24 protein-coding genes are annotated in these 21,475 nt (G+C 51.0%); 8 read left to right on the plus strand and 16 right to left on the minus strand.

Annotated features, from left to right (window positions below; all coding sequences use genetic code 11):
• Nucleotides 1-103: 103 nt before the first annotated feature.
• Entirely contained in the window at nucleotides 104-712 is a 609-nt protein-coding gene (gene leuD / locus PCH01S_RS08325; RefSeq protein ID WP_042228344.1) for a 3-isopropylmalate dehydratase small subunit, read from the minus strand.
• Between the two features lie 35 nt (nucleotides 713-747).
• Entirely contained in the window at nucleotides 748-2,169 is a 1,422-nt protein-coding gene (leuC, locus tag PCH01S_RS08330; RefSeq protein ID WP_042228346.1) for a 3-isopropylmalate dehydratase large subunit, read from the minus strand.
• A gap of 129 nt (nucleotides 2,170-2,298) precedes the next feature.
• On the opposite strand from leuC, the gene PCH01S_RS08335 reads away from it, so the two are divergent.
• The 4 genes from PCH01S_RS08335 (at nucleotide 2,299) to PCH01S_RS08350 (ending at nucleotide 4,479) form a co-directional block, all read left to right on the plus strand.
• On the plus strand, nucleotides 2,299-3,213 hold the full coding sequence (locus PCH01S_RS08335) for a LysR family transcriptional regulator (protein ID WP_042228348.1): 915 nt from the start codon (nucleotides 2,299-2,301) through the stop codon (nucleotides 3,211-3,213).
• A 101-nt stretch (nucleotides 3,214-3,314) separates the two neighbouring features.
• Nucleotides 3,315-3,575: a GlsB/YeaQ/YmgE family stress response membrane protein gene (locus PCH01S_RS08340; RefSeq protein WP_009675502.1), complete on the plus strand. Its 261-nt coding sequence runs from the start codon at nucleotides 3,315-3,317 to the stop codon at nucleotides 3,573-3,575.
• 79 nt (nucleotides 3,576-3,654) lie between these two features.
• Nucleotides 3,655-4,020 (plus strand): YtxH domain-containing protein, encoded by a 366-nt coding sequence (locus PCH01S_RS08345; protein WP_042228349.1) that lies wholly within the window; start codon nucleotides 3,655-3,657, stop codon nucleotides 4,018-4,020.
• Between the two features lie 129 nt (nucleotides 4,021-4,149).
• On the plus strand, nucleotides 4,150-4,479 hold the full coding sequence (locus PCH01S_RS08350; RefSeq protein WP_042228351.1) for a DUF5665 domain-containing protein: 330 nt from the start codon (nucleotides 4,150-4,152) through the stop codon (nucleotides 4,477-4,479).
• A 101-nt stretch (nucleotides 4,480-4,580) separates the two neighbouring features.
• Here PCH01S_RS08350 and PCH01S_RS08355 read toward each other — a convergent pair whose 3' ends face one another.
• The 6 genes from PCH01S_RS08355 to PCH01S_RS08380 all read right to left on the minus strand — a co-directional run bounded on the left by PCH01S_RS08355 (nucleotide 4,581) and on the right by PCH01S_RS08380 (nucleotide 8,266).
• A complete protein-coding gene (locus PCH01S_RS08355) occupies nucleotides 4,581-4,895 on the minus strand; it encodes a hypothetical protein (RefSeq protein WP_042228353.1) in 315 nt (104 codons plus the stop codon).
• 147 nt (nucleotides 4,896-5,042) lie between these two features.
• Complete coding sequence (locus PCH01S_RS08360; RefSeq protein WP_042228354.1) at nucleotides 5,043-5,984, minus strand: magnesium transporter CorA family protein; 942 nt, start codon at nucleotides 5,982-5,984, stop codon at nucleotides 5,043-5,045.
• A 93-nt stretch (nucleotides 5,985-6,077) separates the two neighbouring features.
• Nucleotides 6,078-6,857 carry a sigma-70 family RNA polymerase sigma factor gene (locus tag PCH01S_RS08365; RefSeq protein ID WP_042228355.1) on the minus strand — a complete coding sequence of 260 codons (780 nt, stop codon included), beginning with the start codon at nucleotides 6,855-6,857 and terminating at the stop codon, nucleotides 6,078-6,080.
• Nucleotides 6,854-7,303, minus strand: coding sequence for an anti-sigma B factor RsbW (gene rsbW / locus PCH01S_RS08370; RefSeq protein WP_042228356.1), 450 nt, complete (start codon nucleotides 7,301-7,303; stop codon nucleotides 6,854-6,856). Before rsbW ends, PCH01S_RS08365 begins: the two co-directional genes overlap by 4 nt.
• Before the next feature lie 20 nt (nucleotides 7,304-7,323).
• A complete protein-coding gene (locus PCH01S_RS08375) occupies nucleotides 7,324-7,659 on the minus strand; it encodes an STAS domain-containing protein (protein ID WP_042228357.1) in 336 nt (111 codons plus the stop codon).
• A gap of 148 nt (nucleotides 7,660-7,807) precedes the next feature.
• The gene (locus tag PCH01S_RS08380; protein ID WP_042228358.1) at nucleotides 7,808-8,266 is read right to left on the minus strand and encodes a DUF948 domain-containing protein; all 459 of its coding nucleotides are present in this window, start codon (nucleotides 8,264-8,266) and stop codon (nucleotides 7,808-7,810) included.
• 194 nt (nucleotides 8,267-8,460) lie between these two features.
• On the opposite strand from PCH01S_RS08380, the gene PCH01S_RS08385 reads away from it, so the two are divergent.
• Together PCH01S_RS08385 and PCH01S_RS30835 are read left to right on the plus strand one after the other, a co-directional pair.
• On the plus strand, nucleotides 8,461-8,922 hold the full coding sequence (locus PCH01S_RS08385) for a Dps family protein (protein ID WP_042228359.1): 462 nt from the start codon (nucleotides 8,461-8,463) through the stop codon (nucleotides 8,920-8,922).
• A 40-nt stretch (nucleotides 8,923-8,962) separates the two neighbouring features.
• Nucleotides 8,963-9,121, plus strand: coding sequence for a hypothetical protein (locus tag PCH01S_RS30835; RefSeq protein WP_164977122.1), 159 nt, complete (start codon nucleotides 8,963-8,965; stop codon nucleotides 9,119-9,121).
• 403 nt (nucleotides 9,122-9,524) lie between these two features.
• Here PCH01S_RS30835 and PCH01S_RS08390 read toward each other — a convergent pair whose 3' ends face one another.
• The 7 genes from PCH01S_RS08390 to PCH01S_RS08420 form a co-directional block, all read right to left on the minus strand.
• On the minus strand, nucleotides 9,525-10,160 hold the full coding sequence (locus tag PCH01S_RS08390) for a hypothetical protein (RefSeq protein ID WP_042228361.1): 636 nt from the start codon (nucleotides 10,158-10,160) through the stop codon (nucleotides 9,525-9,527).
• Nucleotides 10,161-10,265: 105 nt separating this feature from the next.
• Nucleotides 10,266-10,658, minus strand: a complete 393-nt coding sequence (locus PCH01S_RS08395; protein WP_042228363.1) for a general stress protein — start codon at nucleotides 10,656-10,658, stop codon at nucleotides 10,266-10,268.
• A 13-nt stretch (nucleotides 10,659-10,671) separates the two neighbouring features.
• A complete protein-coding gene (locus PCH01S_RS08400; RefSeq protein WP_042228365.1) occupies nucleotides 10,672-11,853 on the minus strand; it encodes a glucose-1-phosphate adenylyltransferase in 1,182 nt (393 codons plus the stop codon).
• Nucleotides 11,854-12,192: 339 nt separating this feature from the next.
• Complete coding sequence (locus PCH01S_RS08405; protein ID WP_084706558.1) at nucleotides 12,193-13,377, minus strand: ATP-binding protein; 1,185 nt, start codon at nucleotides 13,375-13,377, stop codon at nucleotides 12,193-12,195.
• A gap of 46 nt (nucleotides 13,378-13,423) precedes the next feature.
• Nucleotides 13,424-14,293 carry a CheR family methyltransferase gene (locus PCH01S_RS08410; protein WP_042228366.1) on the minus strand — a complete coding sequence of 290 codons (870 nt, stop codon included), beginning with the start codon at nucleotides 14,291-14,293 and terminating at the stop codon, nucleotides 13,424-13,426.
• Nucleotides 14,294-14,379: 86 nt separating this feature from the next.
• On the minus strand, nucleotides 14,380-18,057 hold the full coding sequence (locus PCH01S_RS08415; RefSeq protein WP_042228368.1) for a response regulator: 3,678 nt from the start codon (nucleotides 18,055-18,057) through the stop codon (nucleotides 14,380-14,382).
• Nucleotides 18,058-18,106: 49 nt separating this feature from the next.
• Nucleotides 18,107-19,246, minus strand: coding sequence for a SpoIIE family protein phosphatase (locus PCH01S_RS08420; protein ID WP_042228369.1), 1,140 nt, complete (start codon nucleotides 19,244-19,246; stop codon nucleotides 18,107-18,109).
• 455 nt (nucleotides 19,247-19,701) lie between these two features.
• Here PCH01S_RS08420 and PCH01S_RS08425 point away from each other — a divergent pair, with 455 nt between their 5' ends.
• On the plus strand, nucleotides 19,702-20,139 hold the full coding sequence (locus PCH01S_RS08425; RefSeq protein ID WP_042228370.1) for a general stress protein: 438 nt from the start codon (nucleotides 19,702-19,704) through the stop codon (nucleotides 20,137-20,139).
• A gap of 108 nt (nucleotides 20,140-20,247) precedes the next feature.
• Nucleotides 20,248-20,412, plus strand: a complete 165-nt coding sequence (locus PCH01S_RS29670; RefSeq protein WP_042228371.1) for a DUF1328 domain-containing protein — start codon at nucleotides 20,248-20,250, stop codon at nucleotides 20,410-20,412.
• 100 nt (nucleotides 20,413-20,512) lie between these two features.
• Here the strand turns inward: PCH01S_RS29670 and PCH01S_RS08435 are convergent, their stop codons facing one another.
• Nucleotides 20,513-21,328: a carbon-nitrogen family hydrolase gene (locus tag PCH01S_RS08435; protein WP_042228372.1), complete on the minus strand. Its 816-nt coding sequence runs from the start codon at nucleotides 21,326-21,328 to the stop codon at nucleotides 20,513-20,515.
• Between the last annotated feature and the right edge of the window lie 147 nt (nucleotides 21,329-21,475).

Consider the following 21,475-nt stretch of genomic DNA (forward strand, 5'->3'; position numbering starts at 1 on the left):
GTTGTTTGATAGATTTAAAGAGATATATTGGAAAAGAAGATAACGGCGAAAAACCGCTCCCTGTGGAAGGGAACGGCTATTGGTAAAGAGGAGGACACGCCGTTTACAGATTCAGTGCAAGGCGTTCTTGATGCTGTGCTTCGTAAGCGGAAATTTTATCCACGTGCTGCAGCGTCAGCCCGATATCGTCAAGCCCTTGAAGAAGAAATTGGCGACGGTGCTCGTCAAGATCGAAATCAATTTTCAGACCGTACTCGTCGGTCAGCGTCTTGTTTTCCAAATCGACATTGAGCTTGTAACCCTCGTGTTTCGCTGTGCACTGGAACAATTCTTCCACCTGTTCTTCGCTCAGCTTGATCGGCAAAATGCCGTTTTTGAAACAGTTGTTGTAGAAAATATCCGCGTAAGAAGGCGCGATGACGACTTTGAAGCCGTAATCGAGAATCGCCCATGGCGCGTGTTCACGGGAAGATCCGCAGCCGAAGTTAGCGCGCGAAATGAGCACGGATGCTCCCTGATAACGCGGCTTATTCAGGTCAAAGGTCGGGATCACCTGACCGTCCTCGGTGAATCTCCACTCGAAGAACAAAAATTGTCCGAAGCCGGTGCGCTCGATACGTTTCAAAAATTGTTTAGGGATGATAGCGTCTGTATCTACGTTGACACGGTCAACCGGTCCGACGAGTCCGGTGTGTTGTTTGAATGCTTCCATGATTGATTTCCTCGCTTCCTGTTATCTCGTTCTGGTTACGCTTCCTGCGGCACTCTGTACGTCCAGCCGCGCACGTCCGTGAAGCGGCCTTCGATCGCCGCAGCCGCGGCCATCTCCGGAGAAACAAGGTGCGTTCTGCCTCCGCGGCCCTGACGGCCTTCGAAGTTGCGGTTCGATGTGGACGCGCAGCGCTCGCCCGGGCTGAGAACGTCCGGATTCATGGCGAGGCACATGCTGCAGCCCGCATCGCGCCATTCGAAACCCGCTTCGATAAAGATTTTATCGAGGCCTTCTTTCTCGGCCTGCAGCTTAACGCGGCCCGAACCGGGAACGACGATGGCGTTGACGTTCGCATTGACTTTGTAGCCGCTCGCCACGGCCGCCGCACGACGCAGATCCTCGATGCGGCCGTTCGTGCAGGAGCCGATGAATACGCGGTCGACGGCAAGCTCCGTCATCGGTGTTCCGGGCTCAAGGCCCATATATTCAAGCGCCTTCTCGGCCGCTTTACGCTCGTTCTCCGTCGTCATTTCCTGCGGGTTAGGCACACTGCTCGTTACGCCCGTGCCCATGCCCGGGCTCGTGCCCCAGGTAACCTGCGGAACGAGGGACGCGGCGTCGAAGTCAACGACGAGGTCGTAGGATGCGCCTTCGTCCGTAGTCAGCAGCTTCCAGGCTTCGACCGATTGATCGAAAGCCGCGTCCTGCGGTACATACTGGCGGCCGCGCAGGTATTCGAACGTCGTCTCGTCAGGCGCGATCAGTCCCGCTCTCGCACCGGCCTCGATCGACATGTTGCAGACGGTCATGCGCTCTTCCATGGACAATCCGCGGATCGCTTCGCCCGTGTATTCGATGACGTAGCCTGTCGCAAAGTCCGTTCCGTACTGGGCGATAATGCCCAGAATAAGATCCTTTGCGGTCACGCCTACGGGCAGGGCGCCGTTCACGCGGACTTCCAGCGTCTTCGGCTTCGCCTGCTGCAGCGTCTGGGTAGCCATCACGTGCTCGACTTCGCTTGTGCCGATACCGAACGCCAGGGCGCCGAAAGCACCGTGCGTGGACGTATGGCTGTCGCCGCAAACGATCGTCTTGCCCGGATGAGTCAAGCCGAGTTCAGGCCCCATAACGTGGACAACGCCTTGATCCACATGGTTCAGGTCGAACAGGGTAACGCCAAAATCGCGGCAGTTCTGCGAAAGCGTGTCGATCTGTTGCTTGGAAATCGGATCTTTGATGTTAAAACGGTCTTTCGTAGGCACGTTGTGGTCCATCGTGGCAAAAGTCAGCTCCGGACGGCGCACCCGGCGCCCGCTGAGACGGAGTCCTTCAAAAGCCTGCGGAGAAGTTACCTCATGCACAAGATGAAGATCGATATACAAGATGCTCGGTTTTCCTTCTTCCTGGTAAATCACGTGGTTGTTCCAAATTTTTTCGAATAATGTTTTTTTGCTCATGTCGCTCACCCCAGATAAAGATTCCGTTAATTAATTGATAATCTTATGCTATCATTTCTTTCTTCATTGTTCCAAGATATAATAACTATAACCTTCATAGGTAAAACCAATAATTAGAGGAGCCTTCATATGGAACTTCGCCAACTGCAATACGCCGTACAAATCGCACTGGAGCGCAATTTCTCGCGGGCGGCCGAAAAGCTTCATATCGCCCAGCCTTCGCTCAGCCAGCAGTTGTCCAAACTCGAACGCGAAATAGGCGTTCTGCTTTTCCAGCGCAGCACCAACTCGGTAGAGCTGACTCACGCCGGTTCTATTTTTGTAGATAAAGCCCAGGCCATTCTTGATTCGCTCGAGCAGTTGAAGCAGGAGATGGAAGATATCTCCCAGATGAAAAAGGGCAAGCTCGTTGTCGGAAGCATGCCGATCACCGGCTCTACGATCATGCCCTATGTGCTGCCCGTCTTCCAGTCCGCCTACCCGGATATCGAGGTCGTTCTCGTCGAGGAGACTTCCGCCAATCTGGAGAAATTGACGACCAGCGGCCAGACGGACATCTCCCTGCTCTCCCTCCCCTTGCAGGAAGATTCGCTCGTATACTCCCACCTGCTGGAAGAAGAAATCGTCATCGCTTTTCCGCCAAGCCACCCTCTTGCCAAGCGTCACATGGAAAACGGGGAGCCTGTCACGATCTCCGAGCTCGAAAACGAAGCGTTCATCGCGCTCAAGAAAGGCCAGGGGTTCCGCAAAATCAACGTCGCTCTGTGTCAGGAAGCCGGCTTCACTCCGAATATCGTCTTCGAGAGTTCCAACATGGAGACGGTTCAGTCTCTTGTCGCCGCCGGAATGGGCATCGCCTTCGTTCCTTATCTGATCGCCAAAAGAACGCGCAGCGAGCTGTCCCCTATTCACCTTCCGCTCCGGAATCATCCGTCCCGGACGCTCGTGATCGCCCACAGGCGGGGGCGTTACCTGTCGAAGGCGGCAGACGCCTTTATCGAGACGATTCAGGCGGTCATGAAGGAACAGGGCAGCTTCGAATAAGCGGATATAAGGAATTCGTGCAGCCTCCATTTGTTTCATCTCGCTTCCTGCCGGGTAGAAAAAAGTACGGCAGAATCAACAAGAGAAAGGGGAGTGGAACCATGATAGGCTTCATTATTACCATTATAATGGCCGTAGTCATCGGGATTATCGGCGACGCGATCGTCAGAAGCAATATGCCGGGAGGCATACTGGGATCCATGCTGGCCGGTTTTGTCGGAGCGTGGCTCGGTTCATTGCTTCTCGGCAGCTGGGGTCCCGAAATCGGCGGCTTCTCTGTCATTCCGGCTATTATCGGTGCAGCGTTATTCGTTTTCCTGATCGGTCTTGCCAGCCGTGCTTTTCACCGCACCAATGCTTAACACGCGGAAACACTTCACATTTCTATAAATGTATTCTGTGTTTTAAAAAACTGATATTCAGGTAAAGGAGATGGATCACATGTCTAACGAATCCAAAGGTAATGGCGTATTGCTTGGTACTCTGGTAGGTGCAGGTGTAGGCGCGATCACCGCCCTTCTTCTTGCCCCTAAAACAGGCCGTGAAATGAGAGAAGATCTCTCGGCCAAATATTCCGAATGGATGGCGAAAGGTCAAGAACTCGCATCCGACGCCAAAACGAAAGTTGCGGATGTTGCCAGCCGCGTGAACGAACAGACCAGCAATCTGGTTGACCGTTCGAAGGATTTGGTAAACAGCGCAGCGGACTCCACCAACCGCGCTCTCGATAATGTGAAAGAAATGAAAGAAGAGCGTACGGACCAGATGCTTAACAGCATGGACTCGTCCAACAAACCGATGAACTGAACCGCTTCGGGAACATCCCATTGAAATTGTTCCGAGCATCGGCAGCCAGCTTCTCTGCGGAGAGCTGGCTGTTTTGGCGAAAGCCGCCCCCAGGAGCCGTTCAAACTGACCGAAAGAGGTGCATTCCGTATGAGACATTCTTCTCCCACCCGTGAGCGCCGAGTCCCTGGAGAGGTACCGATTCCTTCCCAGGAACCGAGCCGGAAGGAATTGGCGCTGGAACGCCTTGCCACCATCCTGGAACGCTCCGAGTATAAAGATGTGCTCGAAAATTATCTCAATCCGCGCAAACGGATTATTACGAATTTTACGGCCGGCCTAGCCAGAGGCTTGGGGCTGACGATCGGTACCACGGTTGTTGTCGCTCTGCTCGGCTGGATCGTTTCCCAGTTCCTATCCATGCCGATCATCGGGGAATTTATCGCGAAGCTCGTATCCTACGTGGATATGTATAAATAAAACGAAGACTGCTCGGCGGGCCAAAGGCTCGGGCAGTCTTTTTTCTTCTACAAAAAACAGCCCGGAAGCAGATCACTCTGCCCCGGACTGTCGTTATTTCATTATGCAAAGAGTGCATTCACTTGTTCACTCTGCATCTCTTCGTTCAGAATTTTGCTGACCGGAATCGGATGTTTATCCGGCTTTACCAGGAAAGTCTCCTGCAGGTAAAACCCGTTTTCTTTCGCCTTGGCGTAGGTTTCACAAAAATGATCGGCTGCACGGACCGCACGGTAGAATTCTGAATACGTTTCCAAAACATTCCCATTGCCAAGCGGGTTCGTACTAGCACGTATACAAAGCTGATAAGTTGCTCCGTCAACTTCACGAACCAGAATCTCGCTGCCTTCACAGTCGATCGTATATTTGACTGTCATAAGACTCACCGCCTCCATTATAGTGGGAATACATTTTAATTGGGTATGGATAGTATTTACCCATGTTTCCCCCTACTTGAAACCGTTTCTTCTGGCAGCCGTCCGTTATCCGAAAAACCGGACCGGCCTCTTACGAAGCCCATCCGTTTATTTCAGATTGGAATTTTTGTTTTTCCCCTTGATAATATCGCCTGTCCAGCCCTTCCAATGAAGCCAGCCGAGGACTACAATAGGGAGAGCGACGATGAGACCCAAGGCCAGATAATAGCCCGCCGTCCACTTCAGCTCCGGCATATTCTCGAAGTTCATGCCCCATATTCCCGCCAGCATCGTAGGCGGCGCAAATACGGCCGTAAAGACCGTCAACGTCTTCGTAATCTCATTCCCACGGTAGTTCGCAATACTCGTATCCAAGGCCAGCAGAGCCTCTACCTCTTCCGTATACAGCTTCAGCCGCGTCATAATCCGCTCGATTTTGATGCACATTCTGCGGTGTTCCAATCCTTCTTCCATATTCTCGACAAACAACTCTTTGGTCGTCATCATCGTGTCTTTGAGCGGACGCACCCATTTGGTCAGGTCCAGCAGCTCGTGACGGCGGTCAAGGATGCGGTCCAGCAGTTTGGAATTGTTTCTTTTTCTCATATGCTCCCCGACCTGGCGCATCTTTTTCTCATATTCCGTCAGAACATGCAGCAGCCGCTCCGCGATATAGCCAAGGATAACGAAAAGGCCTTCCAGCGCATTCTTGGCATTCAAGGCCTGTTCGCGGATCAAGTCCGGATCGAAGGGAGACAGCAGCTCTTCTTTGAAATTGATCGTAACCAGATGATGCTCGTTGACTAGAAAATGAAAGATCGGAGTGCCTTCCCGGCATTTGGAATCAAAATCGTAATAAAAAGCCCCCTCCAGCAGCTCGCTTCCTTTATGACGGTATAAACGGGCCTCGAACGGTTCCGCTGCGGCCTGTTTCACAAGCGGCTTCAGCTCTTCGGGCAGCGCATCGACCGCTACATTCAGATCTCCTTCCTTATCATGCAGGTCGTGCCAAACCCAATTCGATGAAGATTCCAGCTCTTTATCTTCCATGTACACCCTTCCTTTACCAGAATGCTGTCATTAAAAAAGAACACGCTATAGCAACGTGTTCTTTTCTGCAGGTTCTATTGCTGCATGAACGGGTCAAGCTCCTTCACCGGGCTTGTTCTTCTCGAAATATTTGCGCAGCTTATCCAGCGCCCTTCGCTGAATACGGGATACGCTCATTTGAGAAACGCCAAGATCCTGGGCGATGGTTCTTTGCGAATATCCATCCACGTAAGCCAGCATCAGGACTTTCTGCTCCTCAGGCTTGAGGTGGCTCAGCGCCTCCTGCAAATCGAGTTTATTGTCGACATTGAGATACTCATCCACTTGAGTACCCAATACATCGCCAATCGTCGACCCGTTCTCTTCCGTTGAAAGCGGCATGTCCAAGGACACATAATGATAGCATTCACGTCCGGCCAAAATTTCAATCGTTTCCTCGACTGTCAGACCCAGCTCTTCCGCAATCTCATTGACATTGGGGGAGCGTTCCAGCCGCATCGTCAGATGATCGATCGCCTGTTGGATCTGGAATCCTTTTTCTTTAATCCGTCTCGGAACCTGAATATACCAGGACTTGTCACGAAGATAATTCTTCATGTGGCCGATAATGCTCTTCATCATATAAGCATCAAACTGCACACCGTGAGAAGGGTCAAACTGTTTAAACAGCTTCAACAGGGAGATTTGCCCGATTTGAATCAGATCTTCATACAGATCCGGTCGGTTGCGGGACATCTTCGCTGCAGCCATTTTCACAGTAGACTCGTATTGAATAAGCAAAGAGGTAGCGATATCATTGCATTCGGTTTCCTGATACTGTCGAATCAGATCATGGATATGCTCCATCTCTTTCCTCTCGGATTGTAATTTCATACCATTTCCTCACTTTTGCTGACCAGCTTCGTTAAGATAACTACAGTCCCATGATCCCCTTTCACCTCTACATGGTCCATCAGGGCTTGCATGAGATATAATCCGAGGCCGCCGCTGCTCACTTCATCGAGTGATTTGTTGTGCAAAGAGTCGGCGGAACCCACTTTCGTGACATGATCAAAGCTGAGACCCTGATCCTGCACGATAATTTTAATGCCGCCTTCCACCTCTTCGAAATGAACTTCCATTTTGCCGCCCTGGCCCGGCTCGTAAGCGTGAACCACAACGTTGTTGCAAGCCTCCGAAACGGCGACTTTCATATCTTCGATATCTTCATAAGAGAACCCCATCTTGGAGCTGATTCCATAGAGCGTCAAACGGACAAGATCGATGTATTCAGCTTCAGCAGGCAACGTTAAACTCACAGTACGATTTTTGGATTCCATAGACCCTTTTCTTTCCTTTCTTAATTCACAGTATTCGCTACAGCCGACAAAAACGGTGTCAACCCCGTAAGGTCAAACAACTTCTGGACCTTGGGAGGGATATTCTCAACCGCAAAAGACGCTTTTAAAGCGTGACGGGTTTTGATGATCGTAAGGATAACTCCGATTCCCGTGCTGTCGATATAGGTCAGTTCTTTAAGATTGAGAATAAGTTTGCGTCCCACATCTTGCACAAACGGGTCCACGTTTGTATTAAATTCGGAAGCCTTGGAAAGATCCAGCTCCCCAATCAAAGAAATGATGTTATCATCATCTGTAATTTGTTTTTCCATCCGGAATTTGTTTTCTTGCACCATTTATTTGTCCTCCTTAGTAAATGACCCACCAATTATAATAACCTGCGCATACTACTTACTTTACCCGCCATAATTCCAAGTGAAACAGCTTTTTTATCTTTCTTGTTTTTACCAGCCCGCTTCGGGCTGTTCTTTGTAAGAAGCCGTCTTACTTGACGGCTACGCTTTTGCTGTTCGTCGTGCGGCTCTGCTTCAATCTCTTCCACATATCGACCGCTACCGGAACCAGAGGCGCGATTCGGTTCACGATGCTTTTCGGAGAGTTCAGCTCTTTCTCCACTTTGTTTCTCATTGTATTCGTTACGGTAGCCGAGGTCTGGCGCACGGAAGTCGTAATCTCGCTTACCACATCCCCGACATTTTTAATGGTATAAAAGGTTTTATCGAGCGCATGCAGCTTGTTGCGCACGTCCAGGCTAACCTCATTGGTATGACGAAGCAGTTCGTTTGCTTCCTGGCTTACTACCGTCACCTGCTGCTGAACTTGCTGAATGGTCTGGTTCGTCTGGGCAACGAGATCGGTCACCGACCGGAGTGTCTTCACCAGAAAAACGACGAGCACCACAAAGGCAACCGCAATAACCGCTAAACTAATTTGCCATATCATAAGCTATCCCCTCCCTTATACGTGAACCTTGCTCATGAAACCCGCCGAATCGACCGGCTCATCTCAGTTTTACCACCTGCCGGGCTCTTTGAAACACTGGATTTCCCGCTATAATTTGTCTTGTTTCGCCGGGTGGGGCTGCGGGTAATGAGCTTGTAGAGACGACTATTCAGAGTACAAGGGAGGAAATTAACATGGCTAAAACATCTACAGCTAAAGAAAAACAAACCGTAACTTTACTGAATAAACAAGTGGCAAACTGGGGTGTCATGTACGTCAAGCTGCATCAGTTCCATTGGTACCTCAAGGGCCCTTCGTTCTTCGTTCTCCATGTAAAATTCGAAGAGCTCTATAAAGAAGCCGATCTTTACCTCGACACGATTGCCGAGCGTATCCTGGGACTTCAGGGAAGCCCGCTTTCCACAACGAAAGAATTCCAAACGAATTCTTCTATCAAAGAAGTTTCTCCGGAGCGCAATGCCGGCCAAATGGTAGAAGAGCTTATCCAAGACTTCCGCACCATTACGAAAGAATCCAAGGAAGCGATCGAAACCGCCGAAAACGAAGGCGATCCCGGTACGGCCGATATGCTGACTGAAATCTGCACCAACCTTGAAAAACACATCTGGATGCTGGAGTCTTACATAAACGACTAAGACTACCGCAATTGATTCCATAAAGGAAGGAGGGATACCCATGGATCAAGACAAAAATGTCGACATCGAGCAGAGACACATTGAGAAAAGATCGGATTCGAGCGCCGTCGCTTCTACTTTTATCAAATATGCGGCCTATCTCATCATCTTCTTTGGTTTCCTTTACTTCCTCATTAAATATGTATTCCCTAAATTTTAATAGATCTCCTTTAATCAGCCTTCTTGCAAGGCTGATTTTTTGTGTCACCGGCACCCTTGCTCCATATTCTACGCGTAGGTGTATAAGCGCCTTTGAGGCTCTCCAAATAGACAAAACCTATCGGCTGCACCTTATATGATTCTAGTTTTCCGGATCTGCCAAGTCGGCTGCCGGGTTGTCGTGTCTGGTCAATCGAGTCGAGCATAAATGCTAGGACCTAGGCCCTTTCGGGTCTGCCTTGGCCCGGTCATGGTTTCCGGCTCCACGTTACCCTACACAGAGGTGTCTGTCTCCTCCTTTTAACTCGTTACAATCTCGACTTCAGATTTTATCCGAAACAAAACAACAAAAAACCCGCTTAACGCGGGTTTTACCTTCTTAATAGGATTCAAGCAGGTCGTTCTTATTCCGTAACGCTGGAGAAGAAATGAACCGATTTTAACTGACCGCTGTTAGGGTCTACAAACAATTTCAGCGCTTGACTGTCGTGCGTGTAGACCAGGCCGTCCTCGGCTACCCAGTAAGGCTCTCCCAGCGTCTTTTCGAGCGCCTGTAAATTATTCGCCACCGGCTTGCCGTCGAGATTAATCTGTTTGTGATCCGGGGTAACTTCTACATATTCAACCCCATATTCCCCTACGGCAACGCGGCAATCCGGATACTCAAGAATTTTCGTGTCACCGAAAAATTCATCCTTCCGGATGGATTTCGGCTCTCCCTTCCGCTTCACAATCGCATTCACATCGTCGGACAGAGAGATGCCGTTTACGCGTTCCAGTTTGATGGAACCGGACGTCCCTACAGGCGATACTTCGGCCGGAGCTACCGCCGGCATTGCCGACACCGTACCGTTAGCATTAGCCGTCTTGTATCCCGCTATCTCCGTAATGGCACCTCCAGCGCCAAGAACCAAAGGAGGTGCCGCCTGAGAAATGAGTCCGTCATCCGCACCTGCGGACGCAGGCCCCTCAAGTCCATGAGCGCCGCCGAAAAGCAGCGCACCGCCAAGCAGCGCCATCGTCAGTGATTTCTTGTTCATCTGGAGTCCCTCCTAAGACGTATTGGGGTCATGAGCGGCTAAGGGATGATTACAGAGTCTGAAAATATGCTAAAAACATGATTGAAAGTGCAACCAATCGTGTGGTTATTGGCCCGCAGCGGAAGCTTCAAACGCTTGATCCGCATAACTGGCGTCATAGGCGTAAACAAACTGGCTGGGAACCGCCACGACTACAATGCGCCCCCGCGAAATTTCCTCTTCGTAATAAGGAATCGCGCTTCCTGCCAGTCCGAGCGAGATGAGCTTGGAGCGCATCGCCATGCCGCTGCCGCGGAAAACAGTCGCCATCGTATAGGCCATTTGCTCTGCGGAGAAGCCGATACGGCTCGTATAACGCGGCCTCAGCATCTCCTCCGTGTCTACCGCTTCATCGGACAGCACGTGAATGCAGTGCGGTTCGCACCCGGCGGTTTGAAGCTGACGAATGACATCGCGGATTTCCTTCTCGCTGTCGACGACAATAATGGAATGATTCACGTGAATATCCCCCTTAACCGATACGCTGCTCGAGACGAGGCAGGTAAATTTTCGGAGCTTTGTCGTTGATCTTGTAAAGCACCTCATGATCTCCGACCACACTAATCGTTTGGGCATCCGTCTTGCCTACCGTTACACCGTCGCACAATACGCTTCCCTCGCCGATAATGGCTTTATGGAGCTTTACGTTGTTCCCTATCCGGACATTCGGCATAATCACACAGTCCGTCAGAACGCTGCCTTTGCCTATGTAAACTCCATGAGAGATTACCGAGTTCTGAACTTGACCGTACACGGCGCAGTTTTCGCTGATCAGGGAACGGTCGACTTTAGCCGTACGGTCGACGTGCGGCTTTGCATTGGCAACCCGGGCCGTATACATCGGCCATTCGAGTTCGCTCATAAGCGGAGAACCGTTCAGCAGGTCCATTTGGGCCTGCCATAGGCTGTCGATCGTGCCGACATCCTTCCAATAGCCCTCATAAGAGAAGGAATGAACGCGAACACCTTCTTCGACCATCATCGGAATGACATCCTTACCGAAATCGTGAGAAGAATCCGCCGACAAATCGTCACGCTCCAGCACTTTCTTCAGGAAATCCCAGTTGAATACGTATATTCCCATCGAAGCCAGATTGCTCTTCGGCTGTGCCGGTTTCTCTTCAAACTCGACAATACGTCCTTCCTCGTCCGTGTTCATAATTCCGAAACGGCTCGCTTCGTCCCAGCCTACCGGCTTAACCGCGATCGTCGCGACCGAACCGAGCTTTTGATGCTGTTCGATCATTTTACTGTAATCCATTTGGTAAATGTGGTCGCCCGAAAGCACCAATACATATTCCGGATCGTGCTTTTCAATAAAATGGCGGTTCTGATAAACCGCGTTGGCCGTTCCCGTAAATTCGTTGCCGATTACATGTTCCTGGTTCGAGCAAAGCACTTCGACGCACCCTTTGTCCGTTTCACTGAGCCAAGCTTCACCCGTTCCGATGTGCTGATGAAGGGATTCCGGTTTGTATTGGGTGACAACACCGATCGTGTCGACGCCGGAGTTGCGGCAGTTGCTGAGCGCGTAATCGATCATTCGGTAGCGGCCCGCGAAATGAACCGCCGGTTTCGCCGTATTTTGGGTAAGCGCACCGAGTCGGCGGCCTTCACCTCCTGCTAGTAGTAAAGCTACACTCTGTTTTCTCATCTCTGTCACCTGATCCTTTCGTAGTTGTCGATTTTATTTTTTCTATAAGAAAGAGTTCTTGTTTATTTAGTCTCAAGTAAAACTTGTCTAACTTTAAATACCCCGTGCGGAGAATTCATAATCAACTTAATTTGATTTGTTCGCTTTTATTTGTACAATCTGTAAAACTATTGCTGTCAGGGGTCAGCCCGGTTTATATCGCTTCTATCTTATTCCCACCCGCCTCTATATCTTGATAGTACCTGTTCTTACACCGCCTCCCATTCCTTTGAATCAATAAAAAAAGACAACAAAAAAAGCCCCGCAAACCGCATTCTGCGCGTGTTTACGAAGCTTTTATCAAACGCGGAGTTCTTCCGCCTGTACGGTAAAAACAAATTCGGTGCCTTGGCCCTCTTGTGAGTAAACTTCCATTTTGCCGGACATGAGCTCCACAAGATTTTGACAAATGACAAGCCCCAAGCCGGTTCCTCCGTATTTCCGCGTCATCGAAGAGTCCACCTGTGTAAAAGGCTGGAACAGCCGGTTTCTTTTCTCGGCTGGAATTCCGATTCCCGTATCGCGGACCCGGAATTGAAGAATAATCCGGCTGCCGTCCCCGGCTTTTCCCAGATTCGTCACTTGAACCTTAATGCCGCCCGTCTCCGTGAATTTAACCGCGTTGCCGATCAGATTAATGAGCACCTGACGGAGCTTCAGCTCATCCCCGATGAGATGGGTCGGAACATTCTCCGCAATTTCCCGTTCCAGATTGAGGTCCTTCTTGCGGCATTCGCCGTAGAACAGATCCATCGTTTCTTCCATGCAGACGTCCAAATCGAACGGCTCGGTGTTCATCTCCATTTTGGAAGATTCGAGTTTGGTGAAATCGAGAATCTGATTGATAATATGCAGCAGCGCGGCACCGCTCCGCGAAATGGTATCGGCATATTCCCGCTGTTCATCCGAAAGCTCCGTTTCCAGGAGCAGATCGGTCATCGCCATGACCCCGTTCATGGGCGTGCGGATTTCATGGCTCATCAGCGCAAGAAACTCGGATTTGGCCCGGTTGGCGGATTCCGCCGCTTCTTTAGCCGTCAGCAGTTCCTGTGTCCGCATATTCAGCAGCTCCGACTGGTGCTGGAGCTTTTTCTGAACGAGGTACAGGTTCACGAATCCTTCGATCTTGGCTTTCAGCGTGTGAGGCACAAATGGTTTGACGATATAATCAATGGCACCGACGGAATAAGCCGCGAAGACATGCTCCTTCTCATGGGAAGCCGCTGTAATGAAAATAATCGGGATATCCTTCGATTTCTCCCGGGATTTGATCCAACGGGCCGTCTCGAAACCGTCCATGCCCGGCATCTGAACGTCCAGGACAATTACGGCGAAATCGTCGTGCAACAAACATCGAAGGGCCTCTTCACCCGAGCCCGCTTTTACCAGATGGTAGTTCTCTTCCGCAAGAACGGCTTCAAGCGCCAGCAAATTCTCGGGCTGATCGTCTACCATCAGTATTTTAATCGGTTCATCCAAGTTCACTTCGAGAAACCCCTTCCTCCAACTCGTCTCCTCATCTAATGCAGCGTCACTGCACCTTGCGGTAAATTTTGTCGGCTGTACTGACGGCTTCGTAAGCGGACGCGTGCTTGGTGAAAGTGATCGTTTCTTTATCGCCCAAAATCAGAAACCCGGACGGTCCCAGGCTTTCGTAGATGAGCGTATGCACCTGGTTCTGGAGCTGCGTATTGAAATAAATCAATACGTTCCGGCACAAAATCACATGGAACTCGTTAAACGAACGATCCGTAACCAGGTTATGCTGGGCAAAAACAATATTATCACGCAAAAAGGAATGCAACGTAACGGAATCCTTCGAAGCCGTATAGTACTTCGAGAAAGCTTCCTTGCCTCCGGACTGCAGGTAGTTTCTCGTATAGTCTTTCATGCTGCGCAGCGGATAGATTCCTTTCTCCGCCTTTTTAAGCACATCCTCGTTTATATCCGTCGCATAAATCCGGGTGCGGTCGTAGAGCCCCTCTTCGTGCAGCAGGATCGCCATGGAGTAAACTTCCTCTCCGGTGGCGCAGCCCGCATGCCAGATGCGAATCGCCGGATACTGGCGGAGCAGGGGAACCACCTTCTGGCGGAAGCTGAGGAACACCTCGGGATCGCGGAACATCTCGGTTACGTGAATCACCAGATCCGACAGCAGGCGCTCCAGGCACTCCCGATCGTGCAGCACTCTCTCCTGCAGGCCGGAAACGGTCGTCAGCTTCTCCGCCAGGATGCGGTGCCAGATCCTCCGCCGGATAGACGGGTACGAATAATTACGGAAGTCGTATCCGTAAATCCGGTAAATGCCCTCGAGCAGCAGACTGATCTCGATGCGTTCATGCTCGGCCTGCAGCCCGGAAAAAGTCGGCAGTTGATCTATAGGGTGAAAATTCGAATCCAAATTGTCTCTCTCCTTCTCCTCCGAATCGATCCTGCGGCACGTCTTTAGATGTTTCTTATTCAGAGGGTTCGCATTTGCTCCTTCTCTTACTTAAACAACCAAACGCGAATTAGAGACATTAACTGATCATTATTTATCGGTTTTGTTATATAATCCGACGCGCCGGCCCGTATACACTTCTCCCGGTCATCCCGCATGGCCTTCGCGGTCAAGGCGATAATCGGCAGATTATCGAATTGCGGCATGCTGCGGATCTCCTTCATAGCCTCATAACCGTCCATTTCCGGCATCATGATATCCATCAGAACGAGATCAAGATCCGGTTCCTTCTCAAGAATGGACAAGGCTTGGCGTCCGGTCTCCGCAAACAGCACCTTCATATTGTAGCCTTCCAGCAGGTTGGATAGCGCAAACACGTTGCGGATATCGTCATCGACGAGAAGTACCTTCTTGCCGGCAAATACCGCTTCGCTGCTGTGAAGACGCTGCAGAATCCGCTTTTTCTCCTCCGGCAGTGTTTCTTCCACCCGGTGCAGGAACAGCGCCGTTTCGTCAAGCAGCCGTTCCGGCGATTTTACGTTCTTGATGATGATGGACTCCGCGTATTTCTTAAGTCTCATCTCGTCTTTCTTATCGTATTCTTTTTCCGTGTAAATAACAATCGGCAGACGGCGAAGCTCTTCCTCCGCTTTGATCCGCTCCAGCAGATCGAATGCGGAGTGGTCCGCTAGGCCAATATCAAGAACCATGCAGTCGAAATGCCGCTCTCTTAACTTCACGATCGCTTCATCCGCCGTTGTCGCCACTTCGATAAGGACATCGTCGTGACGGATAAGCTCGATCAGATTGTTCATTTGGACGGGATCATCCTCTACAAGCAGGAGCTTCCGCAGATTTTGATCTATGAATCCTTCGAGCTCGATAAAGGCTTGCTCCAGCACATCCTTGCTGGAAGGCTTGCGCATATAGGCTATCGCGCCCATAGAGAGCCCCTGGTGCACTTCGTCGACTACCGACATCACGTGCACCGGGATATGCCGGGTCTCGGCGTTGTTCTTGAGCTGGACGAGAATCGACCAGCCGTCGACGATCGGCAGCTGGATATCCAAGATGATGCCGTCCGGTTTATACTCTTTCGCCATCTGCAGCCCGATATCCCCCTGCATCGCGACCAGAGCCTTAAATCCGCGGCTGCGGGCCATGTCGACGAGCACGTTCATAAAGTGCACGTCGTCTTCCACGATCAGCAGCACTTTATCGTTCTCGGTGATGCTGCCCCGGTCGTCCTCCACCTCTCGCTGGGCGGCTTTCGGAACCGGTTTAACCGGCACGGGCGCAGGTGCCGGAAGCTGTGGCACTGCCGGCGCGTCAGGGAGCGGCAGTGCCTGCTGCTCCTGTCCAGCGGCAGCCGCCTCGGCCGATCCTCCTACGCGCTCGGAATACTTCCGGTGCGGGATGAACAGCGTGAACGTGCTGCCTTCCCCTTCCCGGCTGCAGATTTCGATCGTACCGCCGAGGAGGCCCGCGAGCTGCTTGGAGATGGACAGCCCGAGTCCCGTTCCGCCGAACTGCCGGCTCGTCGTCCCGTCGGCCTGCTGGAACGCTTCGAAGATAATCTGCTGCTTCTCTTCGGCGATCCCGATTCCCGTATCCTTGACGGAGAAAGCGATTTGCGGCTCTCCCTCCTTGACGGGATAGACATGCAGAAGTACGGAGCCTTGGGACGTGAATTTAAAGGCGTTGGACAGCAGATTCCGCAAAATCTGCTCCAGCCGCATGCTGTCCGTATAGAGCATGCGCGGAACGCCGCTGTCGATCGTAATTTCAAAGCCCAGCGCCTTCTTGCGCGCGACTTGTTCAAACGAACGCTGGATCGTTTCCATGATATCCGGCACGAGAACATACTCGGCCTGGACCTCCACTTTCCCGGCTTCTACCTTCGAAAGGTCGAGGACATCATTGATCAATTTGAGCAAATCGGAGCCGGAAGAGTGAATCGTCTCCGCGTATTCCACCTGCTTGTCGTACAGGTTGCTGTCTTTATTCTCCGCAAGCATCTGCGAAAGAATAAGCATACTGTTAAGAGGCGTACGCAGTTCATGCGACATATTGGCCAAAAATTCGGATTTGTACTTCGAAGCCATCGCCAGCTCGAACGCCTGCTTTTCCAGCGCTTCCTTGGCTTCCTCGATCTGGCGGTTAGCCAGCTCCGTTTCTTGAACCTGGGTCTGGAGCTGCTTCGTTTTGCGGAGCAGCTCTTCGTTATTCTGCTCCAACTCTTCCTGCTGGGACTGCAGCAGCTCTTCGGACGCTTTCAGCGCCTTCGTCTGCTCCTCCAGCTTCTCATTGGAAGTGCGCAGTTCTTCCTGCTGGGAAATGAGCTCTTCGGACTGGCTTTGCAGTTCCTCCGTCAAGGCCTGCGACATGCGGAGGAGCTCCTCGACCCGTTCGCGGGAACGGATCCGCCCGATGGAAACCGCGAGATTCTCCGTCAACTGCTCCAGCAGATCCAGTTCATTCTCGCTGAGCATTTTCAGTCCCGCAAATTCAACGACGGCTCCGACTTCTTCTTCGGACACGACCGGCTCCACAACGAGATACTTCGCGTCCAACTGTCCGAAAGAAGATTGGATAGTCAAATACGTATCCACTTCGTCCTGGACCATGATCCGCCGGCCGTCGGCGGCCGCCTGGCCTACAAGACCTTGACCGAGCGCGAACTCGGGCAGAAGATTGTCCTCGGGATCTTTGTCGAAAGCGTAAGCCGAGGACAGAACGAGCCTCGTCCTCATACCTTCCCGCTCCAACAGATACACCGCTCCGAACGTGGCGCCGATCATGCGGGACGCTTCCGAAATAAAACTGTTTGTCAAGTCGTGCATGTTCGTCTGATCCTGAAGGAGCATGCTCATGTTCGCCACGTTAGACTTCAGCCATGCCTGATCTTCGTTCTGCTTGTTGAAGGTCCGTTCGTTGTGCATTAATTCTTCCAGATCGTCGGCCATCACGTTGAAAACTTCGGCTACTTTGCCGAATTCGTCCGTCGTCGTCACCTCAACGCGGTATCCCGGGTCAAACCGGCCGTTGCCGAAACCTTTGATCATGCCGGTCAGCAGGGCGAGCCCGCGGGACAAGCTGCGCATGATCCAGTACATGATCCCTAGGCCGATGACCAGAGCAGCAACCGTCAGCAGAATCGTCAAGAGCAGCGTTTTGCTGTTGGAAGCTTTAAATTCGTTAATCCCTTTTTGTACGTTATCGTCCAGATATTGCGTTAAATGATCCACGCTCTCTGTTACCTGATCTTGATAGCTAACGCCGATATCGGTTCTCAGTTTGTTCGCTTCCGCTACCTTGCCGTTGTCATAAAGCTCGATCGCCTGATTCAGGTAGGACATAAAATTTTCGGTGCTTTTGACCGTCTCATAGGTAAGCTGCTTCTCCACATCCGAATCGGCGGATTTTTGGAGAGCGGCCACCCCTTCTTTCAGCTTCTCTTTGTAAGTGTTCGCTTTAGCCAGGTTTTCCTTGGCTCCCGGCTGATTAGGATCTGAGTTAAGCAGCAGATTCGCCATATATTTGGCGATCGAATTGACGTCCGAGCGGGCCGTGTAGGCCAACCGTGTCTTGTTAAAACGGTTGACAAACGCGCTATCGAGGCTCTCGTCGATACTGCTTATCCGAGTCGTCCCGATTCCCGCCAGCACGAACATCAAGATAAACAAAAGCCCGAAACCCGCCATGAGCTTTGTTGATATTTTCATATAAAACTTCCCTCTCCCCTTTATTCCTTTCTCTGTAAACGGTCCATCCTCAAGGAATATCGATCCAGATCAGACAAATATCATCCATGTGATTGTTTTGGACCTCTTCGTCCAGCAGTTCGTCCACTACCGCGTGAAGTCCCATATCCCCTTTTTGCTGAACAGCCGTGATAAGGCGCGTCGGCAGCTCCGTCTCGGCCTCTTCTATTTCCTCGAGAAGTCCGTCGGTATAAAGCAGAATCCGTGATTTTCCCGTGTAAGTGATCCGACCGGGCTTGATATCCATTTCCTCGAAAAAACCGACCGCACAGGTTCCGTTCGCAAGGGGGATCGCCTTACCGCTGTCGTTCATAAGAAAGCCCGGCGGGTGGCCGGCATTTACGTAGTCGATGGTTTTGTTCTTCGTATCTACCAGCATATAAATCGCCGTGAAATAATAGTTCAAATGATTCTGGTCGTTATGCAGCCGGTTCATATACCGGTTCAGTTCGGCAATTACAAGCTCCGGCGTCACAAACTTAGTAATCGTATCCCGGAGGACCGAGGAGATAAACATGCAGACGAGCGACGAAGAAATGCCGTGACCCATAATGTCCAGCAGCATAACCCCGTAACGGTCTTCGTCTATGGGATACCAGTTGTACAAATCTCCCGCAAGCTCATAAGAAGGATTGTAGTACGCTTCGATTCGGATTTTCTCGGTTTCGATCGGCAGGCTGAGTACGCTGCTCTGCACGTTTTTCGCCAATTGCAGCTCGGAACGAATCCGCTTGTCGTTCTCTTTGTGCCAGTCTTTCTCGTATTTGAGCCGCAGGGCGGATTTAATCCGGGCTACCAGCTCGATTTTGTTGATAGGCTTGGTTACGTAATCGATCGCTCCCGCTTCCAAAGCCTCCGCCAGTTTAATGGAATCTCCCATGGCCGTGATGATAATAATCGGAATGTCTTTCAGTTCTTCGATTTGCTGCAATTTTTTGCAGGCTTCGATCCCGTCGATTTCCGGCATCATCAGGTCCATCAAAATCAAATCGATTTGTAAATCCGAGGAACTCGGATTGTCGATTTTCAACATGTCAAACAGTTCCATAGCAGAAGAAGCGCGGTGCATATTAGAGTAGCCCGCGCTTTTCAATATTTTTTCGATCACAATAAGATTGACCGGATTATCGTCTACAATCATGATGCTCATTCCATGTTCTCCTTTTATAGTGGAATTCTTCTGTCCGTGATTCCTTGATCTACTTGGGAGTATTTTGTAACCAAAGCCGCCCGCGTCCGCTTTCTTACCGCAGCATCGGGTAAAGCCGAAACGCGTCGGTCTGGGGGGATATATCGACTACCGCACACTTTGTCTCCCGTCGGTATCGCCAGAGATTGACGTGCGCCTGAAAATAAAGGTAGCTGCATATCTATCCTATTATATAAAATATCCTATTTAAAAGTAACCCCGAAAACGACTCTTGAATCAGGAAAGATTTGATAGTTCATATACAGGCAAATTTGTCAATAGTTTTGTTTCAGCGAAAAGGAGGGCGGTTAATAAGAGTCATGAACGACAGGCAAACAACCTGAACAACGAAGTCGCCGCGGCATCAGCAATAAGACAAGAAAGCTGCGGCTTAAACGATAAGGAGGAGAATGAATATGGAAACCAAAGTGAGACTTGCAGCTAACGAAGAACAAGCCCTGCGCGAGGTGAAAAATTTGCAGGCGGAAGGCTTTAATCTGGATGAAATTTACGTAATGACACATGATAACGACCGTACCGAAGGCGTTGCGGAAATGACGAATACGAATGAAGTCGGTGTAGCGGAGGAAGGCTTGATGACGGCCGCCGCCAACCTGTTCCGTTCGAAAGGCGATAAGCTCCGTGCCAAAATGGAATCGCTCGGCCTGAGCTCTTCCGAAGCGGATACCTATGAGAAGGAGCTTGACCGCGGTAAAATCCTTGTCATCGCTTATGCGGACCGCGACGGCGACGGCTATCCTCACGACGGACGTCTTCGCGGAGAGGAAACGACGCTCCCGCCTACGGGCATTTACATGAGCGGCCGCGATAATCAGAACAGCAATCTGTTCTAATTAAGGCAGGCAGAATGAGGCCGTGAGGCCATACATGTACAGCCGTTAACGTACTTGCACACGACCGTACCCATATAAAAATACTATCGTTTTAAAGGAGGGTTTCTCATGTTAAAATGGGCTATGATTTTTCTGATCATCGCGATCGTAGCGGGTATTTTCGGATTCTTCGGAATCGTCAGCGCCGCTGCCGGCATCGCCAAAGTCCTTTTCTTCCTGTTCCTCATCCTGTTCGTTATTACACTGATAACAGGTCGAAGATCTTCCGTCTGACGCCGGATTCCGGTTTGCATCCAACAACCCTTTTCCATTAAAAGGGAACGATAAAAACGCAGTCCTTCATCTCGAGGGACTGCGTTTTTTGGCGTTCGCTTTATTCGTATACGGCAGGCCGACGGTCGGCGAATACCGGAATTTTACCGCGTACGGAGGCCACCTCGGCCAAATCGACTTCGGCGAAAATGATTTCTTCCTCTTCCCCGCCCTCGGCCAGCACCTGCCCCCAAGGATCAATCACCATGGAATGACCGAAGAATGAGGTTCCCTTGCTTTCTCCAACCCGGTTGCAGGAAACGACGATCATCTGATTCTCGATGGCGCGCGCCATCAGAAGAGTGCGCCAATGATGAAGCCGCGGATGCGGCCACTCAGCGGGCACGAAGAGCATCTGCGCCCCGTCCAGAGCGAGCTTGCGGGTAAGCTCCGGGAACCGGATGTCGTAACAGATTACGGCTGCGGCCGGAATCCCATCCAGATCGAAACTGCCCCTTTGACTGCCGGCGGCAAGGCTCAAATGCTCGTCCATCAGCTGGAACAGATGAATTTTGGAATATTCGAGAATCTCCTCACCGTTCCGGTTAAATCCGTAGACGGTGTTTTTAACTTCCTCGCCCTTCTTCTCCGCTACGGAGCCTCCGATAATATGTACCCCATGCTCTTTGGCAAAAGAGCCGAGCATGTCCCGGGTTATACGGCCCTCCGGGTCGGCAAGCTCATGAATCCGGTCCAGGGCATACCCCGTGTTCCACATTTCGGGAAGCACGATAATGTCCGGTTTTTGCGCGCCGCCGACCGCTTCCAGAAGAAGCTGCTCTACTTTCCGCCGGTTTATTTCCGGCTCTCCGATTGTAATATCCATCTGAATAAGCGCAAGACGGACTCTGTTCGGAAACGATTGCTGATTATCCACCTGAGCACCTCCTAAATTAGTCTGCCGGGTAAGTCAGTCTGCTTTTATGATAGAGGATCGTCCCCCATAGATCAATTCTTTTCTTCCCGTCCTGCTTAGGGCAAAAAGGGACCGAACTCTCTTTCGTCAAACCATTCGGAAGGAAAA

It is taken from the genome of Paenibacillus chitinolyticus NBRC 15660 (assembly GCF_000739915.1).
Classification (GTDB): Bacteria; Bacillota; Bacilli; order Paenibacillales; family NBRC-103111; genus Paenibacillus_F; species Paenibacillus_F chitinolyticus.

Excerpts from the sequence above, each read along its gene's own strand:
- leuD (WP_042228344.1), bottom strand. The coding sequence starts at position 712 with ATGGAAGCATTCAAACAACACACCGGACTCGTCGGACCGGTTGACCGT.
- leuC (WP_042228346.1), bottom strand. The coding sequence starts at position 2,169 with ATGAGCAAAAAAACATTATTCGAAAAAATTTGGAACAACCACGTGATT.
- PCH01S_RS08335 (WP_042228348.1), top strand. The coding sequence starts at position 2,299 with ATGGAACTTCGCCAACTGCAATACGCCGTACAAATCGCACTGGAGCGC.
- PCH01S_RS08340 (WP_009675502.1), top strand. The coding sequence starts at position 3,315 with ATGATAGGCTTCATTATTACCATTATAATGGCCGTAGTCATCGGGATT.
- PCH01S_RS08345 (WP_042228349.1), top strand. The coding sequence starts at position 3,655 with ATGTCTAACGAATCCAAAGGTAATGGCGTATTGCTTGGTACTCTGGTA.
- PCH01S_RS08350 (WP_042228351.1), top strand. The coding sequence starts at position 4,150 with ATGAGACATTCTTCTCCCACCCGTGAGCGCCGAGTCCCTGGAGAGGTA.
- PCH01S_RS08355 (WP_042228353.1), bottom strand. The coding sequence starts at position 4,895 with ATGACAGTCAAATATACGATCGACTGTGAAGGCAGCGAGATTCTGGTT.
- PCH01S_RS08360 (WP_042228354.1), bottom strand. The coding sequence starts at position 5,984 with ATGGAAGATAAAGAGCTGGAATCTTCATCGAATTGGGTTTGGCACGAC.
- PCH01S_RS08365 (WP_042228355.1), bottom strand. The coding sequence starts at position 6,857 with ATGAAATTACAATCCGAGAGGAAAGAGATGGAGCATATCCATGATCTG.
- rsbW (WP_042228356.1), bottom strand. The coding sequence starts at position 7,303 with ATGGAATCCAAAAATCGTACTGTGAGTTTAACGTTGCCTGCTGAAGCT.
- PCH01S_RS08375 (WP_042228357.1), bottom strand. The coding sequence starts at position 7,659 with ATGGTGCAAGAAAACAAATTCCGGATGGAAAAACAAATTACAGATGAT.
- PCH01S_RS08380 (WP_042228358.1), bottom strand. The coding sequence starts at position 8,266 with ATGATATGGCAAATTAGTTTAGCGGTTATTGCGGTTGCCTTTGTGGTG.
- PCH01S_RS08385 (WP_042228359.1), top strand. The coding sequence starts at position 8,461 with ATGGCTAAAACATCTACAGCTAAAGAAAAACAAACCGTAACTTTACTG.
- PCH01S_RS30835 (WP_164977122.1), top strand. The coding sequence starts at position 8,963 with ATGGATCAAGACAAAAATGTCGACATCGAGCAGAGACACATTGAGAAA.
- PCH01S_RS08390 (WP_042228361.1), bottom strand. The coding sequence starts at position 10,160 with ATGAACAAGAAATCACTGACGATGGCGCTGCTTGGCGGTGCGCTGCTT.
- PCH01S_RS08400 (WP_042228365.1), bottom strand. The coding sequence starts at position 11,853 with ATGAGAAAACAGAGTGTAGCTTTACTACTAGCAGGAGGTGAAGGCCGC.
- PCH01S_RS08415 (WP_042228368.1), bottom strand. The coding sequence starts at position 18,057 with ATGAAAATATCAACAAAGCTCATGGCGGGTTTCGGGCTTTTGTTTATC.
- PCH01S_RS08420 (WP_042228369.1), bottom strand. The coding sequence starts at position 19,246 with ATGAGCATCATGATTGTAGACGATAATCCGGTCAATCTTATTGTGATC.
- PCH01S_RS08425 (WP_042228370.1), top strand. The coding sequence starts at position 19,702 with ATGGAAACCAAAGTGAGACTTGCAGCTAACGAAGAACAAGCCCTGCGC.
- PCH01S_RS29670 (WP_042228371.1), top strand. The coding sequence starts at position 20,248 with ATGTTAAAATGGGCTATGATTTTTCTGATCATCGCGATCGTAGCGGGT.